This is a genomic window from Pararhizobium sp. A13 (assembly GCF_040126305.1).
Lineage (GTDB): Bacteria > Pseudomonadota > Alphaproteobacteria > Rhizobiales > Rhizobiaceae > Pararhizobium.
The window spans coordinates 417,951-441,955 of the sequence record NZ_CP149512.1 but is presented as its reverse complement, the minus strand read 5'-3'; the positions used below and the strand labels follow the sequence as shown (position 1 = coordinate 441,955).

The following is a 24,005-nucleotide window of genomic DNA, read 5'->3' as shown; positions in this document are numbered from 1 at the left end:
ACTCGAAAGCCGGAATGTGCTTCAGGCCCATCACCATTTGTATTTCAGCGTTGCGAGCGTCGTGCGCCCGGTTCCGTAGAAGCAATTCAGCGCCGACGTGCAGGAGGCGACATATTCCTCGTCGAAGAGGTTCGAGACGCTGACATTCAGCGAAAGTCCCTTGAGATCCGGTGACTGCGCACCGAAATCATAGTCGAGAGCCAGATCGGCGAGGGTGAAGGCAGAAACCTTGAAACTGTTGTCGTCGGCGCCGTAGCTCGATCCGACATAACGCACGCCGCCGCCGAGGCCGAGGCCTTCGAATGTGCCGCTCTGCACAGTGTAATGCACCCAGAGCGAGGCGGCGTGCTCGGGTACCGTCACCGGGCGGTTGCCGACGACATCCGCCGCGCTCTTGGTGATTTCCGCATCGATGAAGGTATAGGCTGCGGCGACGTCCCAGCCCGAAGCCAGACCGAGTTTCGCTTCGAGTTCAAGACCGCGCGAATGGATTTCGCCTTGCTGCGTGTAATAACCGGGATGGGCCGTGTCCGACGCTGTGGCATTCTGCTGCCGGAGATCGTAGAGCGAGGCCATCAGGAAGAGACCTGAGCCTTCCGGTTGGTACTTGATGCCGATCTCGGCCTGCTGCCCTTTGACAGGATCCAGCGTAACGCCTCCGCTGTCGCTGTAGCCGAGACCGGCAGGCGGTTCGAAAGACGTCGCATAGCTGACATAGGGTGCGATGCCGCCGTCGAATTCATAGGTAGCGCCCGCCTTGCCGGTGAAGGCACCATTTTCCTGTTCCGCGCTCGTCGTCACGCCGGTTGCAAGCAACGTGGTATCGGTTTCGACGGAGTAACGATCGTAGCGCCCGCCGAAGGAAAGGTTGAGATTGCCGATCTCGGCCTGTTCCTGAAGATAGACGCCCGCCTGCTTGGTGATCTGCGAGGTGTCCGTCGTGAACGCGGGATCGACGATTGCTTCACCATAGACCGGGTTGAGATAGTCGATGCTCGACGCAACGCCGTTGCCGAGCAGCCGGCCGGCGTCAATATATTGATAATCGACGCCGAAGAGCAGCGTGTGGTCGATGCCGCCAGCCTGGAAATCGGCCTGCAGCTGGTTGTCGACCACGAACGTGTCCACCGTCTCGTCGAGGTGCGAGGTTCGCCGCGTGATCGTGGTTCCGGAAATAGCAGATCCGGTGAGGCCACGCTGCTCCGATTCGATGTGGGTATAGCGAAGGTTCTGCCGGAAGGTGAAATAGTCGCCGAACTCGTGTTCGAATTCATAGCCCGCGCGTGTTACCGTGCGTTTGAACATGTCGAAGTCCGGGTCGCCGATGTTGAAATCATACGGAATGTCGACGAATCCCGGATTGCTCACGGCAGTGCCCGTGGCCGGCAGATAGGAAGGATAGGAACTGGTCGGGTCGTTGGTATGGTTGAAGAGGAAGGTCAGGCTCGTGCCCTCCTCAGGCTTGATCATCAGCGAAGGGGAAATTGAAACGCGCTGCGAGGTGATGTCGTCGATATTGGTTTCGTTGTAGCGCCCCGACGCAGTCAACCGGTAGAGTAGCGTTCCATCCTCGTTGAGTTTGCCGCCGAAATCGGCAGCCGCCTTGATATAGTTGGGAAAGCCGAGCGTCAGGTCGACCTCGCGGATTTCCTCCTCCGTCGGCTTCTTGGAGACGAGATTGACAAAGCCGCCGGGGCTCATCTGCCCGTAGAGCACCGAGGCCGGTCCGCGTACGACCTCGATACGCTCCAGATCGAAGATATCGACGGTCGGCTGGGAGAAAGACAGTCCGCGCAGAAGGCGCAGGCCGTCCAGATATTGCACGAAATTCTGATAGCCGCCGAAACCGCGCACCGGCACGATGTCGTAGCGATCGTTCGGGCGGATTTCAGGCGATACGCCCGGCGTGTAGCGCAACGCCTCGGCGATGGTTTTTGCGCCTTGCTGCTCGATCTGCTTCCTGGTGACCACGGAGATCGATTGCGGCGTCTTCAATAGCGGGGTCTTCGTCTTGGTGGCTGAACTGCCGCTTTCCGCGACGATGCCGTCGTCGGCTTCACCGCCCGCCTCGACGGTGATCTTTTCAAGGGCCGTTGGCTCCTGGCTTTGCGCCGGGGCGGAAGCCATAAGCCCGAAAAGGCTTGCCGTCCCCATTAAGATATATGCAAAGCCTTGTTTATGCAGCATTTCAACTCCTTGATCACACCTGTTTCCCCGGTCGGTCCCTTGATCAAGCCGGGGTCATATCCATCCATCGAAAATAATATGATGGAAATAGTCATGTTTTGTGTATATACCCCATATCGAGATGAAGGCCACCGCCAACATCTTTGCAAAACCACCAATTTCGTTTGCAAAACCGCAAGGGCGCACCGCCGCGCCGCCACCGGATAAAGCCGCCGCCCGATGAACACCCAGGTCAAAGCGCAGGATTTCTTCGACCGCATGCGCAAGGAAAATCAGTCCTTCCGCCTGCTCAGCGACAACATCTCAAGCGACGACACGGTGCTCAGCGGCACATTCCGAAGGACCACGGTGCGCCAGGGACTGACGGTCCACTATTCCGATGTAATCAATCTGTGCGATCTCAGCACCGAAAGCGAGATGCACCCACATCTGGGCATCAAGCTGTTTTTTCAGGGTGGGGTTGCAGCCAGCATTGGCGATCGCGATATTCCGATGGCGAGAAAAGGGGCGCGTGATGGCCGATGGATTCCGTCGGCGACGCTCTTTTCACAGAAGCATCGGGAGAGTTTCCGGCGCCGCGCGCAGATCGGCGACCGGGTGCGCAAATTCACCATCAGGATCTTCCCCGAATGGCTGGAATCAGGCGATGTCTTCGGCCATTCCGATGCCTTGGCGCTGAAGGCCTTCACCGCCGAGCATCTGGCGTCGATGTCGTGGAACCCCTCTCCTTTGCTGATCGCGCTCGCCGAACAGGCGATGCGCCCGCCGCAACTTCAACCCTTCATGCAGAAACTCTATCTCGAAAGCCGGACCCTTGGCATCATCGCGGAAGCCTTTGGCCGGCTCGCATCGATCAGGTCGGCGCCGGCAGGAACGGGCTCGCTGCGGTCGGCGGAGCGAAAGCGGCTCGAACGAGCGGAGGAGTGGTTGCGTGGCAGCCGCGGCTGCCTGCCGACGGTCGAGGAACTGGCCGCGGAAGCCGGGGTGAGTGTTAACACGCTGCAGCGGCTCTTCCACATCGCCCATGGCACGACCGTGTTCAATTACGTCCGCCAGCTGAAACTGGAAGAGGCCCGCTTGGCACTGGAGACGGAAGGCCTCAGCATTGCCCAGGCAGCCTTTCTCGCCGGCTATACGAGCACTGCCAACTTTTCGACCGCGTTCAAACGGCAATACGGGTTTTCGCCCAAGGAGGCGAGAACGGTCTGAGGCGCGGTGTTAGGTCTTGATAAGGAACTCTGATGGAATTTCGCCGGGGGGAGCTGACTGGGTCTCGACGCTGGAAACGGACGCACCGACCGGCCCGTGCCAAAACTGTTTCAACATGGTGGCGATCGCGCCCTCTGGCCCGGCGATCAAGGCTGTTACGGATCCGTCGTCTTCGTTGCGGACCCAGCCGGTCAGGCCGAGCCGTTGCGCCTGAGCACGCGTCCAGATGCGGAAACTGACGCCCTGTACTCTTCCCGATATGTGCACGAGTGCCGCCTTGCGATCATCCGTCATCGCGGTCTCCATCAACGCCACCCTCGTCAATCTGGAACATTCGGGGGCGAATGCAAGCGTGTTTTCATCCTGGATGACAGAACGGGAAAGCGGCGTGCGTGCCAGGCAAGTATCGCGCGATGGCCGCCGCGCGGTAAGAACACCGCGCTTGCTGTGCTGGTTCCAACATGGCTTTCCGCGGTGCGTCAGCGCGCCCGCGCAAGCTCTTTTTCGATAGCGGAAACGAGGCGCGGGTCGTCGGCGGTCACATCCGGTGAAAACCGGGCGGCGACATGACCGTCGCGGCCGATCAGGAACTTTTCGAAATTCCAGAGAACATCGCAAGCGCTGTCGGCTTCGACGCCATAGCCTTTGAGCCGGTCTCTCATCGGCCCCTCGCCGATCGCGTCGGGCGCGATCGTCGTCAGGCTGCGGTAGAGCGGATGGGTCGCCTCGCCCTTGACTGATATTTTTGCGAAGATCGGGAACTGGACGTCGTAGGTGCTGGTACAGAATTCGACTATTTCCGCTTCGGTTCCCGGCTCCTGTCCCATGAAGTCGTTGGCCGGGAAGGCAAGAATGACGAGGCCTTCGTCGCGCTTTGCCTCGAACAGCCTTTCCAGCCCTTCATACTGAACGGTCAGGCCGCATTTCGAGGCGACGTTGACGACCAGCATCACCCGTCCGCGAAATTCGCCAAGCGTCGTCTGGCGTCCGTCCGCGGTCTTGACGGGGATATCCAATGGGGATGACGTCACGATGGTTAACTCCGCTCCTGGTGGCGGACGCGCAATGCCGGTGGGGCACGTATGTCCGCTCAATCGTGTTCGTGGAATATCCCGTGGATAATTGCAAGTCCACGCTGGCCATCCCGATTGCCGATCGCGGCCAGTGCTTCGAAGATGCGGCGTGCGTCGGCATAGCGCTTCATCTTCAGATAGGCATATCCCCTCAACGCAAGCAGATCCGTTCTTTCCGGGGTGATCTGATTCAACTGATCGAGCGCAAGCAAGGCTTCCCGCGGGCGGCCCCCGTCGAAGGCGGCGATGGCCTTGTCGGCCAGGATGGCTTTCTGCAGTTCGAGGGCGCGTTCACGTTTCTGCGGTGCCTTGACCGCCGCGACCGCGGCCTTGCTCGCCAATCCGGCCCGCAGATAGGCCAGGCTTTGGCCATAGGCGGCATCCTCGCGCGTTTTCGTAGATCCAAGCAAGGCGACCTCGAAGGCTGCTGCTGCCTCCAGTGGCCGGTTCAGTTCCATCAGGCACCAGCCGCGCGCCAGCGCCGCGTCGGGCGACAGCGTCTCAGGATTGATCGTGGTCCTGCAGTCGCGGACGGTTGCGACACGTATGCGCTCGCGCGGCTGAGCGATGACATCCTGGGTTTCCCTGTATTCCTGAGGTTCATCGGAAACGGCAATCGCCTGCGCCTGCGGGCGGGCCTTGCGCCGAACGGTTACCGTTTCGCCCGGAACCGGCAATTGTTCCTTGGTGGCTTCGGACGCCTCTTTCTCTTCGCCGAGCTTGGCAATGCGCTCCGACCTCCCGGCCCAAAGACGCTGGATTTCCGAAACGCCCTTCATATCGTTCAACTGCAGATAGGTCACCGCCAGGCCGTAGGCGGAAGGCTCGTCGTCGAGTTTCCAGCCAAGCGCCGTCTTGAACCATTGCACCGCCGTCTGCGGCTGGTTCAACGCACGGGCATACCAGCCGAACTGCTGGGCTGTTGCAGCGTTGCGCGATTTGATCACCTCTGCGGCGATCCGCTTGAGGACTTCGGCCTTGATCGAAACCGGCGGATCGAGCGCAAGCAGGTTTGCGGTCGCGGCCAGATAGACCGCTTTCGCCTCCTTCGAGGCGTCGCGCCAGCGATACATGACATTCTCGGCCTCGAGAGGCACGTTACGATCGATCAGGGTCAGCGCCAGACCCTGCGAGGCAGAGGCGGAACCTTCCTTGTCACCGGCGCGCCGGAACCATTTTTCGGCGGCTTCCATATCGCCGCGCGGCAGGTAATACCACCCGAGCAACAGGGCATCAGAGGCAAGGCCGCCGGTCTCGGCAAGCCGCTCGACGCGCGAGACATATTGGGGCGGTACGACAATCTTTCCGTCAGCATTGGCTTCGGCGACAAACCGGCGGGCCAGATCATCGCGAATACTGTCGAATTCTCGCGTGCCATCTGGCGCCGTCTTCTCTTTGGCGAGAAGTTCCTCGACGGTTTTGGAGGGCAGAAGATCGGCTGCCTTCTGGATCGTGGCGAGGCGCTCGGCGGCGTTCTGGCAGTTGTTGAGGATATAGGTATAGGCATCGGTTGCCCGTTGCACCTTCTCCGTCCGGTAAAGTGCCTCGGCAACACGCCACAGGACATCGACCTCGCTGCAGGTCAGCAGGCTCTGCGTCTCGGCGCCAATGCGCACAACCGTCTCGTATTGTTTGAGATCGGATGCATTGATCAGGCGCAACCGCGCCTCTGCCACGCCCAGTCGATCGAGCAAATCCGCGGGCGGCTGCCAGGCGGGTTCCGCCGCCTGTCGGTCGGCGATCGCCTTGCGGACTTCGGCGTAGCGTGCCTGCGAATAGAGCTGCCACATCGTCTCCAACTGCTTGTCCTCGTTCTGAGGAATGGCCAGCGGGTCTTTCGGTGGGGTCCAATCGGGATAGAGCGCCTTCAGGCGCGAAATTTCCGCTTGCAGCCTTGCGGTATCGCCCTGGCTTGCGAAGTAGCGCAGTGCACTTTCATCAACCGTAGACGCTGTCGCCGCCGTGACGACGGTATCGAGCGGCGGCTCCGAAGGGTGTTTGATCTCATGGAACACCGGCGCTCTTTCACCGACGGCCTGAAACGCTGGCTGTTGTTGAGGCAGTCGCGATGATCGCGCGGCGAGGTCATCGTCGCTTGCCGGCGAAACGGACTGAATCACATGCTGCACATAGTCGGGCTTCTTCATGCCGACGATGCCGACGGCCGCGATGATCGCTGACAATGCGATAAAGGACGGCTTCATAAGCACTCCGGATGCTTTGCAGCAACAAAAGATAACCCCAGCAATTGGAGCGTCGAAGGGTAGTACAGCGTTGGCGTGAATTGTTTCACATCCGCCGGCAACGCCGTCTTGTCCACCACACAGGCCAGAATATGGTTAACAATTCGATAACCCGGATCGGAGAGATTAGTCCTGGTTGTGCCGGAATGTAAATCCACGGTTGTTATTGCACCATTGGCGCCGGACGTGGCTTGCCGGAACATTGAAAGCAATTGCCGGTCCGTTACGCCGCCGCGAACGAGATAAAGGGGTATACGCAGTGCGTTGTATCCGTATTCCGCCGGAAAACCGGACGCTGGTTTGGGGAAAGGCTTCAGCGACACCCAGTCGGCGGGCAGTTGTTTTGCACCGAAACGAAGTTCGTTGATGAGCGCGATGCCATCGTCGCGCAGCCTTCCCCAGGCCGGCGACGGCGCCAGTTGATCGAGAACCGGAAACGCCTCGAAAATCCAATAGGACAAGTTGATGACCGGGCCGTCCTCGCGGTCGCTGGCGGAAAATCCCGCGGCGCCCGGCAGAAGCAGCGTTCGGCCGTTGTTTTGAACGACGGTCTTTGCAAGAATGGCTCGGGCGATCGCTGCCCCCGCTGCCGTATAATCCCCGTGGTTCCACTGCTGGCCGGCAAGGCCCAGCGCATAGGCAATCAGGATATCGCCGTCGGACGCGTTGTTGATGTCAGTGACATGTGGCTTCGTGCCGGGGCTCCATTTCCAGGCGGCGAGGCCGTCATTGCGCAGGAGAAGCTCCGTCCGTGTGAAGGCCCAGATCAACGCGAAATCTGCCTGGCTGCCGGCAAGGACCGACAGCAGCAGGCCGTAGCCCTGGCCTTCGCTGTGGCTGATATTGCCGTTACCATCGTCGATGATCCGGCCGCCGGGATCGAGAAATCTGGTCTTATAAGCCTGCCAGGCTTCGGGGGTAATCATCGACTGTTGTGCCTCGGCCGGAACGGTCTGCAGGCAGAAATAGAAAATGCCTGCGAGGAGCGCTGCAAGCAGTTTTGCCATCATTCCCGCCGCCCGAGATTATTGAGCAGCATGGCGGTCGCAAGCCCCAGCAGAACACTGAGCGCAGTCAGCAGCACCGCATAGGTCAGAATGTTGGTCGAAAGCCAGTTGGCGGCTATCAGCCGATAGTTTGAAAGGGACGCCGGCTGCGTCGCGATGAAGTCGAAGTCATTGATCGGTACGGTCTCGAGCGTTTTGGTGCCACGCTGGTAGGTCGCGATATGGCCGGAAAGCTGTTTCCAGGTGTCCTGCGCGCTCAGGGCCTGCATGCCTTCGTGCAGGTCTTTTCCTGTCGGGGCAGCCACCAGGGACCATGTGCCGCTGCCGTCGGGGCTGGCGCTTTGGGCGACCAGCAACGATGCCTCCTTCGAGGGCGTGAAGCTGCTCTCAGATACCGGCGCGAATCGCAACGAGGAAAGGGAAATGTCGAAGTTCCGTTTAACCCAGTCCTCGAATGCGGTGATCCAGTTGGCAAAGACGCCGCCACGCAATTTCTCCCGCCACGCATCGAGAGCGGCTTCGGTATTGACCGCGTCCGCCTCGCCGCCTGGAGCGGATCCCCATGTCGTACGGCTGGTCTCGGTAATATTCATCTGCGTCAGGACCGTCTGCGGCATTTGCGAAAGCGCGCCAATGAAGATCGCGCTTCGACTGCCGATCAGTGCTGGAGACGCCACCGTGTCGACAGGGATTGGGTGACCGGCGCCGCCGGCCAATCGTCCGAGAAACGTCGCTGCAGCCGATAATGTATCGGCATCGATGCGATCCAGGTAGAGGCGGATAGCGTCCTGGCTTCTACCATAGGGAAACCCGGTCCCGGCGGACGCCGCGAGATTGGGCAATTGCGCGATGCGGGCGAAGTCGGGCATGTGGAATTCAGAGCTGTCGAACAGCGCGAAGCGCGGCGTTTCCACACCGGTTGTGCCGGGTGCGCAAAGCTTGTCGTCCTCGGTTTCGAGAATGGCTTCGATTGTGATCGTGTTCACGCCGGGGCGGAAATGTCGCATCGTCACGTTGATCGGCAGATGTCTGAGGATACCGCCGCCGGACGAGGCAATCGGCACGGTCGAGGCGATATTTCCATTGACATAGATGTCGATATGGCTGCCGGGCAAGACGGTCGCAGAATAGGCGGCGTCCAGAAGGATGACCGCTTCGCCATATCCATTGGCATAGAAATCCGCAGGAACGCCGATGGTAAAGTCGGTGCGAAACCGCCGGCCAGAAAACTCTTCGGTCTTGAAACCGAGTTGGGAGAAACGCAGCCTGGTATCGGAGAAAAGGAAAGGCGCGTCGGGAGAGTGCCACCGTTGTGTCGTTATGACGTCGCGGCGGGTCGCCGGACCGGCGACGTCGGTGGGGGCAACGACGCTCTCTATTGCCGTGCCGATTGCCTGCCACGTGGGTCCGCTGACGACAAGAACCGAGGATCCGGTCGCCGGATCTTCGACGAAGCCGGCAACGGGCTCGGAGCTGGCGCTGCCGGGCAAGGAGGCAAGAAGCGGCTGAAGCTCGGCGGAGGTGCCAACGAGCACCGTCAATTCGCCCGGTTTTGTTCCGGCGATGCCGCGCGTGTTGAACGTGAAAGATTGGTTCGGCATGTCGGCGAGAACGGCGAGACCCTGGGCAAGCCGCATCAATGGTATCGTCGTGCTGGGTTGTTCCAGCGCCGGTACGACGAAATTGAACCGGGTGAGCCCACTGTCGTCGACGCCGATGGCCCGGATATCGTCGAGGCTTTGCAGGCCCGGCGCCTCGCTACCCGAAAAGCTGAGATAGGTCCTTTCAGCATCGACGTTCGACCAGAGCTGATAGGTCGATTCGATCGTGCAGTCTGTACGGTGACGCTGGTCCGCGCGCAGGCGGATCAGGTTCGATCCAGGTTTCAACAGGTCCTTCGGAAGGTCGAAGCTCAAGTCGGATACGGTATCAGCAGAACGAACCGCTTCGTTGGCGATCTTCGTGTCGTTGATCTCGACCAAAAGGCGGGATACCTCCGGCGCAACGAAAATCGAATTCTGATAACCGAGATTGAGTTTTGCGCCTGCGGCTGCCTGTTGCGGTGTCAGATAGAACGACCAGGCCCGATCTTCGACTTCACCGCTCAGATCCAGGCTGCCGTTTGGGAGAAGGTACCGCTGAAAGGCTTCGGTTTCACTCGGTTGGGCAGTTGGCGTGACGACCATGGGCTGCGAGACCGCTCCATTCCCTGTCTGCTCTTCAGCCGCCGGCCGCTCCGGCGTCATGTCGAACGGCGCTTGCGCACGAAGCGGGAAGCTCTGTAGCACCAGGATGATCAAAGCCAGAAGGACGGACTTCATCATCTTTTTGCCTCCGCAGCCATTCGGGCCTTGTCTCTCGCCCCCGGACTGCTGAAGAAATAGATGAGGCCACGGCTGGTCTGATAAAAGGCAAGGCCGAGGAACCAGATCGTTCCCCGCAGCAAACCGGGATTGCCACGGCGCGACATCTGGAACTGAGTCCATTGCTGCGAATTTGCAAAAATAAGATCGGCGACGAGGCTGTGGTCACGTGCTACCTCCGGCAGATAAAGGCAGCCGACGGTGAGGATGTCCCCGGCTACCTGCGTATTGCGGACCGCAACCGGGAGAATTTCCTCCTGACCGCTGCTGTATGGCGTGAATCGGATCAGGCCGCGCTTGTTCAACGGGAGCGCTCCCAGGTTCTTCGCATAGACGTTGACGCGGGCGCCGTTAACCGAAACATTGTCGATCGTGGCCGGGTACCATTGCTCGTCAAGCCCGAATTCACATCGGCGCGTGACCTTGACCCTTCGGGTTGCGGTCAACTCACCGCGTTCGGAGACGACACCAAGCGCACATCCAGAGAGAAGTAGGTTGAGCAGGTTCCAGCCGCCAACCACCAGGGTGACGTCCGCCTTGTACGGCTCCGTGTAGACCCGGTAAGCCGTTACGACGACGGCGAGCAGCAAAATCCCGAAGATGAGAAAGAATGGCCGGCTGATTTCGGACAGGCGACTGACGAGGACGGTTTCGTCCTTGGCCGTCACCTTGAAGCTCGGCTTTCTGGGGTTGACGATCGCCGAGACGACGGCCGGCAACAGATGGATCGTCTGGACATATTCGTAAAGTTCGGAGATCCATGGCCAGCGGAACGAGCCATAGAGATAATTCTGCATCATCAGGTTCACGAGCATATAGGCTAGCGTATAGCCGAGGAACTCGCCGCCGGATGCCGTGAAGATTTCCAGATCAAAGAACAGGTAACAGAGCGGCGCAAAGAGGAAGATCGCGCGGGGAAAGGGGAAGAGCCAGAACAGTGTCGACGACATGTAGCAGAGCCGCTGCGGGATCGACAGGCCGCGCTTCAAGAGCGGAAAGCGGAAGCGCAGGATCTGCATCATGCCCTGCGCCCAGCGGCTGCGCTGGCCGATGAAGCTGGCAAATGTCGCAGGCTGCAGCCCGGCGATCAGCGGCCGGTCGACATAGACGCTGTTCCAGCCACTCGCATGCAGGGCGATCGCGGTTTCGCAATCTTCCGTGATGCTCACGCCGCTAAATCCGCCGGTCTGGTCGAGCGCCTGCCGGCGCAACACGGCCGCCGAGCCGCAGAAGAACGAGGCGTTCCATTTGTCGAGGCCGCGCTGGATGATGCCGTAGAACATCTCGTTCTCGCTCGGCATCTTTTCGAAGGTTCGCAGATTGCGCTCGATCGGGTCCGGGTTCAGAAAGAAATGCGGTGTCTGGACAAGGAAGAGCTTCGGATCGTCCTCGAAATAACCGACGGTCTCCAGCAGGAAATCGCGTGTCGGTGCGTGGTCGGCATCGAAGACCGCGATCAATTCGCCGTTGGAATGCTGCATGCCGTTGTTGAGGTTGCCGGCCTTGGCATGTTCGTTCCGGTCGCGGGTCAGATAGCGCACATCAAGATCGCTGCACAGGATCTGCAGTTCCTGATGCCGGGCCTTGGCCATCTGGTCTTCGAGGAGATTTGGCGACGTTCGCTTCTGCAGCGTGCCGCCGTCATCGAGAAGCCAGACGGTCAACTTGTCGGCCGGATAGTCCATCGCTTTCGCCGCCGCCAGTGTATTCGCCAGAAGCTCGGCATCTTCGTTATAGGTCGGGACAAAAACGTCGACGCTCGGATACTTGCCTTCTGATGTCGCGCGGGAGGGACGCGGCGGCAGGGGCATCGAGACGACGAAAAGGCTGAGCGCCAACATCATGACGCTGTACATTTCAGCCAGGTAGAGCAGGAAGCCGGGGATGAAGTTTTCGAGCTGGTTGAATGGCGGCAGCGTGCTGGTCGTGCGCCAGTAAACATAACGCATGATGATGGCCGTACCGAAAGCAAGGGCGATCAGGCGCCATGTCCCTTCTGCGCGCAGGATCTTGATCACGGCCATGAAAGTGACGACGGCAATGCTGGCAATCAACTGGGTCTGGAGATTGATCGGCAACGTCACGAGCGCGATCACTCCCAGGGAAGTGATGGCCCAGAAAAGGATAATACCAGCCTTCATGGCTACTGCCTTTCAGGAGACCTCCGGGCGGCATGCTGTTTGCCGGCGGAAGCCCTTAAAATGCCACGGTCAACTCAAACTGCGATCGGTAATCCGGACCAGGCCGAATTATTTGCACTGTGTGGCGCCTTCAGACTGTGTCATACAGTCCGGAGAAGGAACAACGACGGCCCCTATATCCGTGCCTGCTGGTAAAGGAATGGTTTCTTCCGAAGCCGCTTGTTTCACCGGCTCCACTTTTTCGATGGTGCCGACGGCCTGCTTCTGTCGCAAAACGGGGAGCGGCCTTATATTTTCCACAGCTGCGGTCGGTGAATCACGCAGGTCTTCGCTTTTGGGATAGATCGGGTTTCCCGTGCGGCCCAACGTCGGATCGACGCTCGGTGGTTCGCCGTATGGGTTCCACCCTGGTACGTTGAAGGCGGCGCGAATGGTGTATCCGTACATCGTGCTGAGCAGTTTCTCTTCACTCGCACCGTCCTCGCAGAGGCGCAAGCGAACCTGGATCGTGCCGCGGTTCTGGAAGACTGTCCTTGCTTCTTCGGGCGAACGGATCTGCTGCCAAGCATAGAGACAGGCATCGTTGCCGTGGCCGCGGCCGTATGCGTAGCTGAAGGGGCCGTAGTTGTTCTGCAGGTAGAGCGGTGACTGGGTGAGCGCGACGCCGGGAAGCTCGCGGCGCATTTCCTTGGCAATCTCGCTCGCCCTGATGGAGGAGTAGCCGAGCCCCTTCTGTCCATCCATCTGCAATCCGACCGGCCCGAACAATTGAACGCGCAGGACATTCTGGCCCGGTGTGGATGCTGACGTGAACAGGAAGATGTCCTGTTGGGTGCTATCGCTGAAACGGCGCTCGACGATGTTGACGACCGCCGGCCCGCTCGGCGGCGGCAGCGCGAATGCCGTCTCGTCGGGAACCGTCACTGCTGTATCGGACAGCCGTACACCGTCGCGAGCGCCGCAGCCCGCAAGCGCAGCGGCTATCGCAAAGCCTGCGAGCAGATATCGCCAAGATGGAAATGCTGATGCAGGCAAAAAACCCCCGTCTTCCCCAGTGGATGTCGATGCCAGGACGCAAATGCGAATCGCGACGAATCGGATCGTTGACCACTGTTAGCTTATAGGGGCCATTTCGTGAATCCCCATTCATGGCCGGTGCAATCTTGGATTGCCAAGTTAGGGGTCTTAGCCATTTGGCGCATGGGAGCGCTGCAGCCTCAATTGAGGAAAACCCGAACGCTTGCAGCGCGCCCTGCGGCATCGATGACCGTCAGCGTCGAATAGCCGGCTCCGTCAGGAACCCATTGGTTGACGCGACGCCTTGACGTTTGCGGCAATGGCTTGCCGTTTGCCAGCCAGCGGAACGGCGCCCTCCCTCCTTGGAGCTTGAGGACCAGCGGCATGGGCATGCCCGCCGTGTCGACACCCAGTTCGACGCGGGCGCCCTCCGGAGGATAGACGATCTGGGGAGCCGCCTCGCGAACCGTTGCCGAGACGAGCCCGTTCGAGGTCAGCGAAAAACGTCTCTGGCTGATCGGCAGCTCGGCCTGGGCGATGCGAACTGCGCCAGCGGGCGCGTGCGGCAAGGGCGTCATGGCAACGCCGGATTTGGCAAAGCCTTCGAACAGGATGGGCGCCGCCGTCCCGTAGCCGGTCAGGCCCGGTACGGCGCCATTGTCGGGCCTGCCCACCCAAACACCGAGCACGTAGCGGCCGTCAAACCCGACCGACCAGGCATCGCGGTAGCCATAACTCGTCCCCGTCTTGTAGGCGATGCCGCGCCGGCCTGCGCCGGTGGGCGGCAAGACGCCGGACAGGATATCGGCGATCTGCCAGGTCGCGACCGGATCGAGAAGCGGCTCGCCTTCGATCTGGCTGGGCTGATCCTGGATACCGTCGCCAAGCCGCATGGGTTTGCCGCGGTTCGCCAATGCCGTATAGAGTTGCACCAGATCCTTCAGATTGATGCCCAGACCGCCCAGACCGATCGCGAGGCCGGGCGCCTCGTTCGGCGGCAGGATGGGCCGGACTTCAGCGCGCCGGAAACGCATCATCATCCGGCTTGGCCCGACCGCATCGAGCAGCCGCACGGCCGGCACGTTGAGCGACAGTTGCAGCGCCTGCCGGATGCTGACATCCCCCTGATAGGTCATGTCGAAGTTGCGTGGACGATAGCCGAAGAAATCAGCCGGTCGGTCCTCGATGATCGTTTCCTGCGAGACGAGGCCCTGCTCGAAGGCGAGACCATAGATGAAGGGTTTGAGCGTCGAGCCCGGCGACCGGGGGACGCGGGTCATGTCGATCCATCCGGAGCGGCTGGCATCGAAATAATCAGCGGAGCCGAGCTCGCCAACGATCTCTCCGGTGCGCGCATCCGCCATGACCATGGCGATGGATACTTTTGGTCCGAGTTTCGCTGCTGCGTCCTTTGCGACTGTCTCAAGCGCCTTCTGAATGGGGCGTCTGAGCGTCGTCTGGTGCTGGATGACTTTCGGCTCCTTGCGCAAGGCGGATTCGGCGACGTGGGCGGCAAAGGCCGGGAGCTGGAGGCGGCGGTTCGGAATGGCAACTCCCGCTGCGCGCTCCGCCTCCCCTTCCCCGATGACGGCGGAAACCGCCATGCGCGTCAAAACCCGCTGGCGCGCCGTCTCGGCAGCTTTCAGCTGGCGGTCGGGTCGGCGTTTTTCAGGCAATTGTGGAAGCGCAACGAGCAACGCGGCTTCAGAAACCGTCAGTCGCCGTGGTTCCTTGCCGAAATAGGCAAGGCTTGCCGCGCGGATGCCTTCGAGGTTGCCGCCATAGGGCGCATGGGTCAGGTAGAGATCGAGGATTTCGGCTTTGCTCAGTCGCCGCTCGATCTGAATCGCGCGGGCCAACTGGCGAAGTTTCGCAGCAAAGGAACGCCCCTCGCGCGGCTCGATCAGGCGGGCCACCTGCATCGACAGAGTCGATGCTCCGGAAACGATTCGCCCATGGCTTGCAAATTGCCAGGCAGCCCGCATCAAGGCCCAGGGATCGATACCGTTATGCTGCCAGAAGCGCTGGTCCTCATAGGCAATCAGCATGCGGACGAACTGCGCATCGACATCCTTCGCCGTCGTCTTCAGCCGCCATCGGCCCTCCGGTGTCGCGAAGGCGCGCAACAACTGACCGTCGGCGTCGAGAACTTCGGCCGAGACGGTGCGCGCCTTGTCGAGTGGCGGCGGATAGGCGCGGTCGGCGGCCTCAAGTCCCAACACTGCCGCCGCGCACAGAAATGCGGAGCCGAAGAGCGCAACGCAGGATTTCCACCAGAGCGACATTATTCGACCGCCTGAACCTCCATGCGCCCCGTGGCGGTGCGCGCGGAAAACTGTGGCCGGTACATGTCCTCGATGTTGGCCGCCGGATGGTCGTAGGTTCCCGGCGTGACGGCCCGCACGACATAGGCGACCGTGATTGCCCGGTCGTCACCGCTCGACCGGTCGAAGGCGGCAACGAAACGGTCGCTGCGGAATTCCGTATGTGCCGCTTCGATCTCGCCGATCCATTCGAAGTTCGAGAGCTTGGCGCTGTCGACGAGGCTCGGATTGTCGATCTCGAAACCGGCCGGCAGGAGATCGGTAATCAGCACGCGCGACGGCCAGGCGTTGCTCTCCGTCGCGTTGATGACGACCACGTAGCGCTCGTTCTGCTTGGCCTGCGTGATGTTGGCTTCCTCGCCATCGAGCGTGTAGTAGGTTCGCTGGATCGTGAACCCGTTGCCGCCGGCAGGCAGCGGGAAGGCGGGTGCTGCAACCGTCGTGACGACGGCGGCGACCGGTTCGCTGGATCGGTTGCTGATCGTGATCGGTTGGTCGAGGATTTCGTCGCCGGTCAGACGCGCGGCATAACCACCACTGCGCGCTGTTCCATTGATGTCGAGCCTCAGATCCTGATCGCCGCCCTTGATGGCACGCGCCGCAAGCAGCGTCCACATCTGTTCCTGCGTGCTTGTGTAGGAAGCCTGTTCCCATTCGCGGGCGACGATCTTGGCGAGCTGCGGAATGATCGCCGGTACGGGACGACTTTCCGCCGCCAGCGTCAGCACCGCAGCATCATCGCGGAGCGGCGAGCCATAGTCGGAGCGGTCGAGAAGGCTTGTATTCGTGCCAGTCGACATCTGCAGCGCGTCGCCGAAAATGCTCTGTGAGCGTTGCCCGTCGCCGTAAAGCGCGAGTGCGGCGGCCAGATGGCCCTTGGAAAGAGGGGTCGGGAAATCGGAAAGCTTCGTATCGGCGTAGTAACGCAGGTCGCTGATTGCGGCCTTGCGGTTGCGGGCCAGCACATAGAGGGCATAGGCGATCTCGTTGCCCTGGCTCTTGACGTCCACATCATAGCTCAAGGCATTCTGCAGATTATCGAGCGCCTGAACCATCGCCTGGTCCGGCACCTGGTATTTCTGCTCGCGCGCCCGGGTCAGGAAGTCGGTGACATAGGCGTCGAGCCAGAGGTCGCCGGAGCCGGGGCTCCAGAGGCCGAAACTGCCTGTCGATGACTGATACGACAGGACCCGGTAGATCGCCTTCTGCACGCGCTCTTGTACATCCGCATCCTCCGGCAGGCCGGATTGTTTCGAAAGTTCGCTGAGATAAAGCAGCGGCAGTGCGCGGCTGGTCGTCTGCTCGGCGCAGCCATAGGGGTAGCGATCGAGCGAGGTCAGCAGCGCCGGGATATCGAAGGCTGCGGAGCGTGTGACGCTGATGCTGACCGCCGACCCCTGCAGCATGCTTTCGGCCAGCAATTCGCCGTCCACCTTCAGGCTGGCATTGGGCTCGATAGTGACGGGAAGACGTGTCGTCACCGGCAAGGATGCCGGCCGCACCGGAACCGAGACGGATTGCTGCAGCGACAGTCCGTCGGCACTCGAAAGCTCGATCGAGATGGCGCCGTCACCTGGATGGACACCGGATAGCGGCAACGTCAGGTCGAATTTTCCGCCCGGCTTGACGCTGAACGTCTGCTCGGCCTGGGCGCTGTCGATCACCACGGACGAGCTACTCGTCACCTTGAGATTGAGCTCCCCTGCAGGGCCGTCGGTATTGGCAATGTCGAGGCGAAGTTCGGCCTTGTCGCCAGGTGCCAGGAATTGAGGCAGGCTTGCCGTCACCACGACCGGATCGCGGATGACGACGTCGGAACTGGCGTGACCGACACCGGTCTTCGACCAGGCGACCGCCATGACGCGGGCCGTGCCGTTGAACTGCGGGATGTCGAAACTGATGATCGCCTTGCCGCTCGCATCAAGCTGAACCGGCCCGGAGAAGAAAGCCACCAGCTTTTCGGTCGGCGGCTTGCCCTGAAGCGGCATCTGGCCGCCGTCGCCACCGCTGCGCAGGCGTCCTGCGGCGCCGAGCGATCCGTCGATCAGACGGCCATAGAGGTCGCGGATTTCAAGACCGAGCTGGCGCTGGCCGAAATACCAGCCGTCCGGATCGGGCGCCTCGTAGCGCGTCAGATTGAGAATACCAACATCGACGGCGGCAACCGTCACATAGGCTTCCTCGCCCACCCCTGCGCCTGTGACTTCAACCGGGATGTTGAGGGTTTGGCGAGGCAGAGTGTTCTCCGGTAAATCCAGTTTGACCGAGAGCTTGCGATCTGCCGGATCGACGGCGAGCCATTTGATGCCGATGGCGCGCATCGGCAGGCGGCTTTCCTGCGCGTCGCCCGGACGATAGAGGGTTGCCGTCACATAGGCGCCGGCACCAAAATCCTCGGTGATCGGAATATCGATCTCACCGCCTTCGGCAGGAACGGTGGCAGTCTTCGTGGCGACCAGCTTTTCCGAACCGATCGTGACCAGGACCTCGCCGGCAAACCGTGGCGAAACCCTGAGCTTTGCAGTATCGCCGATCGCATAATTTTCCTTGTCGAGCGCGATCTCCAGGCCATCCGGTGTTTCCGTCGAGCTGGCGGCGACATACCAGCCGGAATCGAATTCCACACTTGATGTTGGTCCATCGATATCGGCGGTCTCGACTTCGAGGCGGTAACGGCCCCAGCCGGCCGACAGGGAAATCTCGCCGCCATCCTTGGTGACATCAAGCTTGCCGGCGGACACCTGCTTGGTCGAAATCACGGGCTCGTATTTCCAGGCGGTGCCGTCGCGGTACCATTGATAATCCTGCTCGACGCGCAACAGCGTCCAGGTCAGGCCCGACTGGGCCTGCTTGTCGCCATTCTGGTCGAGGGCGATGACATGGAATTTGCCAACCGCATTTTCCGCGAGGTCGCCGGTGAATTGCGGCTTGATGCCGATCATCGAGCCTTCCGGCCTGACGGGCAGCGTCAGCGAACGCTCGACGGCCCGGCCGCCGGCTTCCTGAACGCGCACAGTAATGTTGGCGTTCAGCAATTGGGTTGTGGACGGCGTTTCCGTGAGGTTCACCTCGAACATCGATTTGCCGTCTTCGTCCAGCGGCTCCAGAGCCTCCAGCGGCGTGCGGCTGTCTTCCGTCGCTTCCTCATCGGCCAGACCGAAGAAATAGCCCTTGAAATCGGCGCTTTCGCGAGTCGGCTTGAGCCCGACTTCGCCTTCGAGCTCGAGGCCCGCTGCAGGTGCGCCATACAGGAATCGCCCGTCGATGGTGATCGGCGCCGGCTTGCCGATCTCGATCTGTTTGACGGTGCTCGCCATGTCGAACTCGACCCGATCAGGGACGAAGTCGTCGACCTGGAACTGCTTCTCGCTGATCGCCGTGCCCTTGGGATCGGTATAGACCTGCACGGTCCATGTGCCGCGCATGGCGTTCGGCTGCAGGGCGAGATCGAGCGTATAGCCGCCTGCCTGGCCGCCGTCGTTGACGACGCGGCGATCCTCGACGCCATCGGGGCGCATGAAGATGAAGGTCAGCGGCAGCTTCTCGATTGCAACGGAAGCGCTGTCGCGCGCCAATGCGGAAACGTGCACGGTTTCACCGGCGCGATAAATGCCGCGCTCGGTCCAGGTCAGTATGTCGATGGCACCCGGTGCCGCGCGTCCGGTGACGCCACGGTCGGAGAGATCGAAGCCAGCGCGCGTCAAGTCGAGGAAGACGAAATCGTCGTTGCCGCCCTTTGCGGTGATCACCGCGGGGGTCATGGCGGCGGTGCCACGCAACAGACCGGCATCGAAGGTTGCACGGCCCTGCGCGTCGGTGGTCACCGTTCCAAGAATTTCGTTGTTCTTGGCAAGCAGCGTCAGTTCGACCCCGGCCATCTGCTTGGCCGTCGCCAGGGACCGGGCAAAAACGCTCAAGCCATCCGTGCCGGAATAGGTCGAGAGACCGATATCGGAGACGACGAACCATTGCGTTGCCTGGCTGTCCCACTCGTTTGTCGCTGCAGTACCCGAGACGGCGGTCAGGACATAGACGCCGGGCTTGCGCTGCGGCAACGCTTCGTCCACCGAAAAGCTGGTCACCACTTCCTTGTTGAGGTCGGTGGAGATATCGATCGAGCCCTGCCAGACCATCTCGCCGTTTTCATCCTGGATGCGCTGGGCACTGTACCCGTCGAGCTGCGTCAGGAATTGCGAGGTGGTGAGCAGTGACGCGATGTTGCGATCGCCGATGCGGTAGAGCTTGAGGTTTGCGCTGGTGGTGTTGACTGAGACGAGCGGAATGCCGCGACGGGCGGTTCCGGGAAGCACGAAGCTATCGCCGGTGAAGCGCACCATCGCAGCGCGATCCGGTATATAGACGTCGAGATTGACCTGGGCTTCAAGGGGCTCGTCGGAAATGGAGGACGGCAGGCCCTGACGGAAGGCCAGCTTGTAGCGCTGACCGTGGTTCAGGCCCTCGACGCAGATCTCGCTGCCCTTAGCTTCAAGCGCCTTGGGCGGTGCACCGTCGAGGGTGACGAATGGGGTATAATCCACGCCGGCCTTGACCAGCGGTTCGGAGAACTGGGCGCAGACCCGCGGTATGGCGCTGTCGGAATCGACCGTATGCTCAGTCACGCGGAAGCCTTGGCGCACTTTCAAGGTGTCATAGGCTGCGCGAACCGTCTTTGCCTCGACAATCGCAAGGCTGGCCTTGTAGGCGCTGAGCGCCGCGCGGAAGTTCTCCGAGCTTTCCAGCGCCTTTGCGAGAACAGCCAGAGCGTCTGCACGGGACTGTGTGGTGCGCGTGAGCTGGTAGCCGTTGATGGCGGCGAGCGACGCCTGGACTGCGAAGTCGGTGTTGCCGTAGACGCGGTTGGCGGCGCGTGCCGCCTCGATCCAGACCGCGCCATCCTCCGGGATGATCGATAAGGCACCCTGGAAAGCCTTCAGTGCCGGGGCAATGTTGCCGGCGGCGAGTTCGCGGTGAGCGGCGGCGATCAGGCCGTTGAGCCCCTGCCCTTCCTGATCCGGCTCCAGCGCGAGATTGTTTTTGGCCGTGCGGGCATCAGCAAGTTGCTGTTCGGTCAGGAAGGGCAGCGCCGGCGGCGCGCCGATATCCGGTTCGCTCGAGGCGGCTTCGACAATCTTGCCGGCGATCGCGCCGTTGAACGTATTCAGCTTGTTGTAGTCGGATTTGAGGAAACACCATTTCACCTTGGGATTGTAGGTGAAGGCGCGGCAGGAGGAGTCGGCGATGCAGACCGTCTTGCACTGATCGAGCGTGACATTTTGCTCGGTGCGGAGGTCAAAGCCGAAATAGTCGCCGTTCTCTGTCGTAAGGACATGCCGGCCCGTTTCCGCTGCCCCGGCAGCAGGGCTGAAGGAGAGTGCGGTAAGAATGATCGCTGAAAACCGGATAAACGCGCGCATAGACATTAAGTCCTCCCCAACGCTGCCGTTTTGACCGGTTGTACTCTTCAGACTTGTCCGTCGTTTGTCAACCGAGCCAGGGCAGCGACCTTTCTCTGGTCACTGCCCTGGTTAACGGTTGAACATCACCGTTTAATCGCTGGACGAAATATAAAATGCGCAACCCCCGATATTTCTTCAAAGAGACACATCGGGGTGCCTTAGGTTGGATAGATCAGGATTGGGAGACCTTAAGCGTCGGGCGGTGGTCGCCGGCGATCGTTTCGCCGAAAGGCCCAGTGTTCGCACCGGCCGAATAGGCCTTCACCGGATGGTTGAGCGGCAGGTTCGGCAGCACGAGTTCGCCAAACTTGTAGGCTTCTTCCAGATGCGGATAACCGGACAGGATGAAGGTGTCGATGCCGATCTGGCGATATTCGTCGATCCGCGCCTTCACCTGGTCGGGATCGCCGACGAGTGCCGTCCCTGCTCCGCCGCGCACGAGGCCGACGCCGGCCCAGAGGTTGGGGCTGATTTCCAGCTTATCCTTGCGGCCACCATGCAGCTTGCTCATCCGGCTCTGGCCAACTGAGTCCATGCGCTGGAAGACCTTCTGTGCAGCGGCGATCGTGTCTTCATCGACGTACTTGATGAGTTCGTCCGCTGCGCTCCAGGCCTCCTTGGCGGTCTCGCGAACGATGACGTGGAGGCGGATGCCGAAGGTGACCTTACGGCCCTCGGCATCTGCCAGCGCTCGGACCTCGGCAATCTTCTTCTCCACATCTTCCGGCGGTTCGCCCCAGGTGAGATATTTGTCGATCGTGCGGGCGGCGACCTGCTGGCCGATACCCGACGAGCCGCCGAAATAGAGCGGCGGGTGCGGATCCTGGAACGGTCGGAACAGGAGCTTCGCATCCTCGATATCGAAATGCTTGCTCTTGACCGTCACGTCCTCACCGCGCAGGACGGCCTTGTAGATGTCGAGGAATTCTTCGGTGACTTCGTAGCGTTCCTCGTGGGAATAATGGATACCATCGCCCTTGTTCTCGATCGGGTCGCCGCCGGTGACGACGTTGACGAGGAGACGGCCACTCGAAATCCTGTCGAGCGTCGCCGTCATGCGGGCGGCAAGCGTCGGGCTGAGCAGGCCCGGACGGACAGCGACGAGGAACCGTAGCTTTTCGGTCAGAGGTGCAAGCGCGGAAGCAACGATCCAGCTGTCCTCGCAACTACGGCCCGTTGGGATCAGCACCCCGTAGTAGCCGAGATTATCGGCCGCCTGGGCGATCTGCTTCAGATAGTTGAGGTCAACGTTGCGGCCGCCGATGGAGGTGCCGAGATAGCGGCTGTCCCCATGGGTGGGCAGAAACCAGAGAACGTCGATTTTTTCCGGAACCGTGCTCATATGCGATTGTCTCCAGCGTGTACGGAATACGAATTGGCATTTGGCCGATAGTCTTTCCGGGAATGGTGCTGGTTACAAAACAATAATATCTATAAATTTTATTTGGTATGGAAAATCCGTTCGCGGCTAGCCCCATTCCTGAGGCGTTACATTCAGATGTCGAACTGGCGGTTTTAATGGACTGAAATCCGACCCGCGATCCGAACACCGCGGGTTCAGGTCTTTCGTGGGTGCGGCCGTACCGTCCGTCAGCCTGCCTGTAATTGCGGCCGTGATCGCGCATCGATCAGTGTCGCGGCAGCGTATGTCTGCGTTACGATCTCCGGCACGAGATCGATATCCGGAAGCGAGCCGAGACCGAGCGGGCCGATGGCGAACAGGCCAGCGGGCCGACCCCTAAGAGTAAGCAGTTCGCCGGCCGGGTTTACGGCCAGGCCGAGATCGAGTTCGTCCGTGCTTGCAAGGCCTGCGCGCAGCAGGTCGACAATAACAGGATCCTTCAAATCAGGCGAAAGGCAGCGGCAGTCTATGACTTCGTCCGCAGCAAAGTGCTCCTCCGTCGACTGACCGGCCCACCGGACGACAAGCCCACCGGGCCCCCGCTTCAGCGTGGTCCCGCGTTTCAACTCCGTCATGCCGCCGGCCAGTTCACGTTCGAGCCGTGCATGCACGTCCGCCGGCAGCCTGTTGCGGTGGCTGTCGTAGATGGCCCTCAGATGGCGATTGAATTGCCGCTTTTCGCTCGGTGGCAGCGACGCCCACAGGGTGCGGGCCCGCTTGCGCAGGCCGTTCATCGCGGCCTGCCAGCTCCAGCCGTTTTCCTCGGCTTCCGCGCAGGCTTTGCGGACGAACCGGACGATATGGCGAAGCTGCGAGGGCATCGGTTGCGACGGGAAGACGGCATCTGCGGGCATGCGGGTATGCGGCTGCGGCAGGAAACCGCGACGCGACAGGATCGTGATGCAACCGGCAAACCCGCCGTCGCGCAATTGCAGGACCTGGTCCACCGCCCGCAGGCCGTTGCCCATGACAACGACGTGCCGGGCACGATTTGGAGGACTCTGCAGAACGACTTCACCATCCTGCTCGCCTTTCTCCTGCGGGGGCTTCAACCCATAGCCGGTTGCCAGGACGACTGTGTCGTAAACGGCTTCGCTGCCATCTGCCAGGCCGAGCGTGAACAGGCCGTCGTCCTTGCGCCGGATACTGGCGATGCCCTCATTGGACATCTGGACGCTGACGTCGGTGCGTTGCGCCAGGGCTTCGGAAAACCGCTGATAGACATAATCGCTGAAGGTGGCCTTCGGCACGAAGATCTGGCCGAAGCCCGGGATTGCGGCAGAGACCGCCTCGCGAAAATGCTGGTTGGCCTGCAGCCAGCGGGTGAAGTCCTTCGGCTCGCCGGTCGAGACCGAGAGGTCGCGGGCGCGGCTGTTGAGGATTTCGGTCGCGCGCGCCGTTGCCAGGGCCTGGCCACCGCTGATGATCGGCTGCGGATCGAACATGCGCAGCTGAAACGGCTGGCTGACTGATTTCAGGAGAGCGATCGCCATCATCAAACCGGAAAAACCGCGGCCGACAATGGCGATCTGCAAAGGCTGGCCGCCATAACCGTAAGGCGAGAAACCATGAACCGTCATATC

Annotated in this window: 13 protein-coding genes; 1 reads left to right on the top strand and 12 read right to left on the bottom strand. The window is 61.1% G+C overall.

The genetic code is table 11. From position 1 onward, the window contains the following. Window positions 1–30: 30 nt before the first annotated feature. Window positions 31–2,187, bottom strand: a complete 2,157-nt coding sequence (locus WI754_RS30630; protein WP_341486432.1) for a TonB-dependent siderophore receptor — start codon at window positions 2,185–2,187, stop codon at window positions 31–33. 219 nt (window positions 2,188–2,406) lie between these two features. Here WI754_RS30630 and WI754_RS30625 point away from each other — a divergent pair, with 219 nt between their 5' ends. After that, the gene (locus WI754_RS30625; protein ID WP_341486431.1) at window positions 2,407–3,396 is read left to right on the top strand and encodes an AraC family transcriptional regulator; all 990 of its coding nucleotides are present in this window, start codon (window positions 2,407–2,409) and stop codon (window positions 3,394–3,396) included. A gap of 9 nt (window positions 3,397–3,405) precedes the next feature. Here the strand turns inward: WI754_RS30625 and WI754_RS30620 are convergent, their stop codons facing one another. The 11 genes from WI754_RS30620 to WI754_RS30570 form a co-directional block, all read right to left on the bottom strand. Further along, window positions 3,406–3,690, bottom strand: coding sequence for an acylphosphatase (locus tag WI754_RS30620; protein ID WP_341486430.1), 285 nt, complete (start codon window positions 3,688–3,690; stop codon window positions 3,406–3,408). Between the two features lie 185 nt (window positions 3,691–3,875). Next, window positions 3,876–4,427 carry a glutathione peroxidase gene (locus tag WI754_RS30615; protein ID WP_341486429.1) on the bottom strand — a complete coding sequence of 184 codons (552 nt, stop codon included), beginning with the start codon at window positions 4,425–4,427 and terminating at the stop codon, window positions 3,876–3,878. A 59-nt stretch (window positions 4,428–4,486) separates the two neighbouring features. Continuing rightward, complete coding sequence (locus tag WI754_RS30610; protein ID WP_341486428.1) at window positions 4,487–6,673, bottom strand: tetratricopeptide repeat protein; 2,187 nt, start codon at window positions 6,671–6,673, stop codon at window positions 4,487–4,489. After that, entirely contained in the window at window positions 6,670–7,719 is a 1,050-nt protein-coding gene (locus WI754_RS30605) for a glycosyl hydrolase family 8 (protein ID WP_341486617.1), read from the bottom strand. The genes WI754_RS30610 and WI754_RS30605 overlap by 4 nt, the downstream gene beginning before the upstream one ends. Then, complete coding sequence (locus WI754_RS30600; protein ID WP_341486427.1) at window positions 7,719–10,043, bottom strand: cellulose biosynthesis cyclic di-GMP-binding regulatory protein BcsB; 2,325 nt, start codon at window positions 10,041–10,043, stop codon at window positions 7,719–7,721. Before WI754_RS30600 ends, WI754_RS30605 begins: the two co-directional genes overlap by 1 nt. Then, on the bottom strand, window positions 10,040–12,223 hold the full coding sequence (gene bcsA / locus WI754_RS30595; protein ID WP_341486426.1) for a UDP-forming cellulose synthase catalytic subunit: 2,184 nt from the start codon (window positions 12,221–12,223) through the stop codon (window positions 10,040–10,042). Before bcsA ends, WI754_RS30600 begins: the two co-directional genes overlap by 4 nt. 108 nt (window positions 12,224–12,331) lie before the next feature. Continuing rightward, window positions 12,332–13,258 carry a cellulose biosynthesis protein BcsN gene (gene bcsN, locus WI754_RS30590; protein ID WP_341486425.1) on the bottom strand — a complete coding sequence of 309 codons (927 nt, stop codon included), beginning with the start codon at window positions 13,256–13,258 and terminating at the stop codon, window positions 12,332–12,334. Window positions 13,259–13,440: 182 nt separating this feature from the next. Continuing rightward, entirely contained in the window at window positions 13,441–15,525 is a 2,085-nt protein-coding gene (gene pbpC / locus WI754_RS30585) for a penicillin-binding protein 1C (protein ID WP_341486424.1), read from the bottom strand. After that, the gene (locus WI754_RS30580) at window positions 15,525–20,978 is read right to left on the bottom strand and encodes an alpha-2-macroglobulin family protein (protein WP_341486616.1); all 5,454 of its coding nucleotides are present in this window, start codon (window positions 20,976–20,978) and stop codon (window positions 15,525–15,527) included. The genes pbpC and WI754_RS30580 overlap by 1 nt, the downstream gene beginning before the upstream one ends. 214 nt (window positions 20,979–21,192) lie before the next feature. Beyond that, the gene (gene ssuD, locus WI754_RS30575) at window positions 21,193–22,362 is read right to left on the bottom strand and encodes an FMNH2-dependent alkanesulfonate monooxygenase (RefSeq protein ID WP_341486423.1); all 1,170 of its coding nucleotides are present in this window, start codon (window positions 22,360–22,362) and stop codon (window positions 21,193–21,195) included. 248 nt (window positions 22,363–22,610) lie between these two features. Next, on the bottom strand, window positions 22,611–24,002 hold the full coding sequence (locus WI754_RS30570; protein ID WP_341486422.1) for an FAD/NAD(P)-binding protein: 1,392 nt from the start codon (window positions 24,000–24,002) through the stop codon (window positions 22,611–22,613). Window positions 24,003–24,005 lie beyond the last annotated feature (3 nt).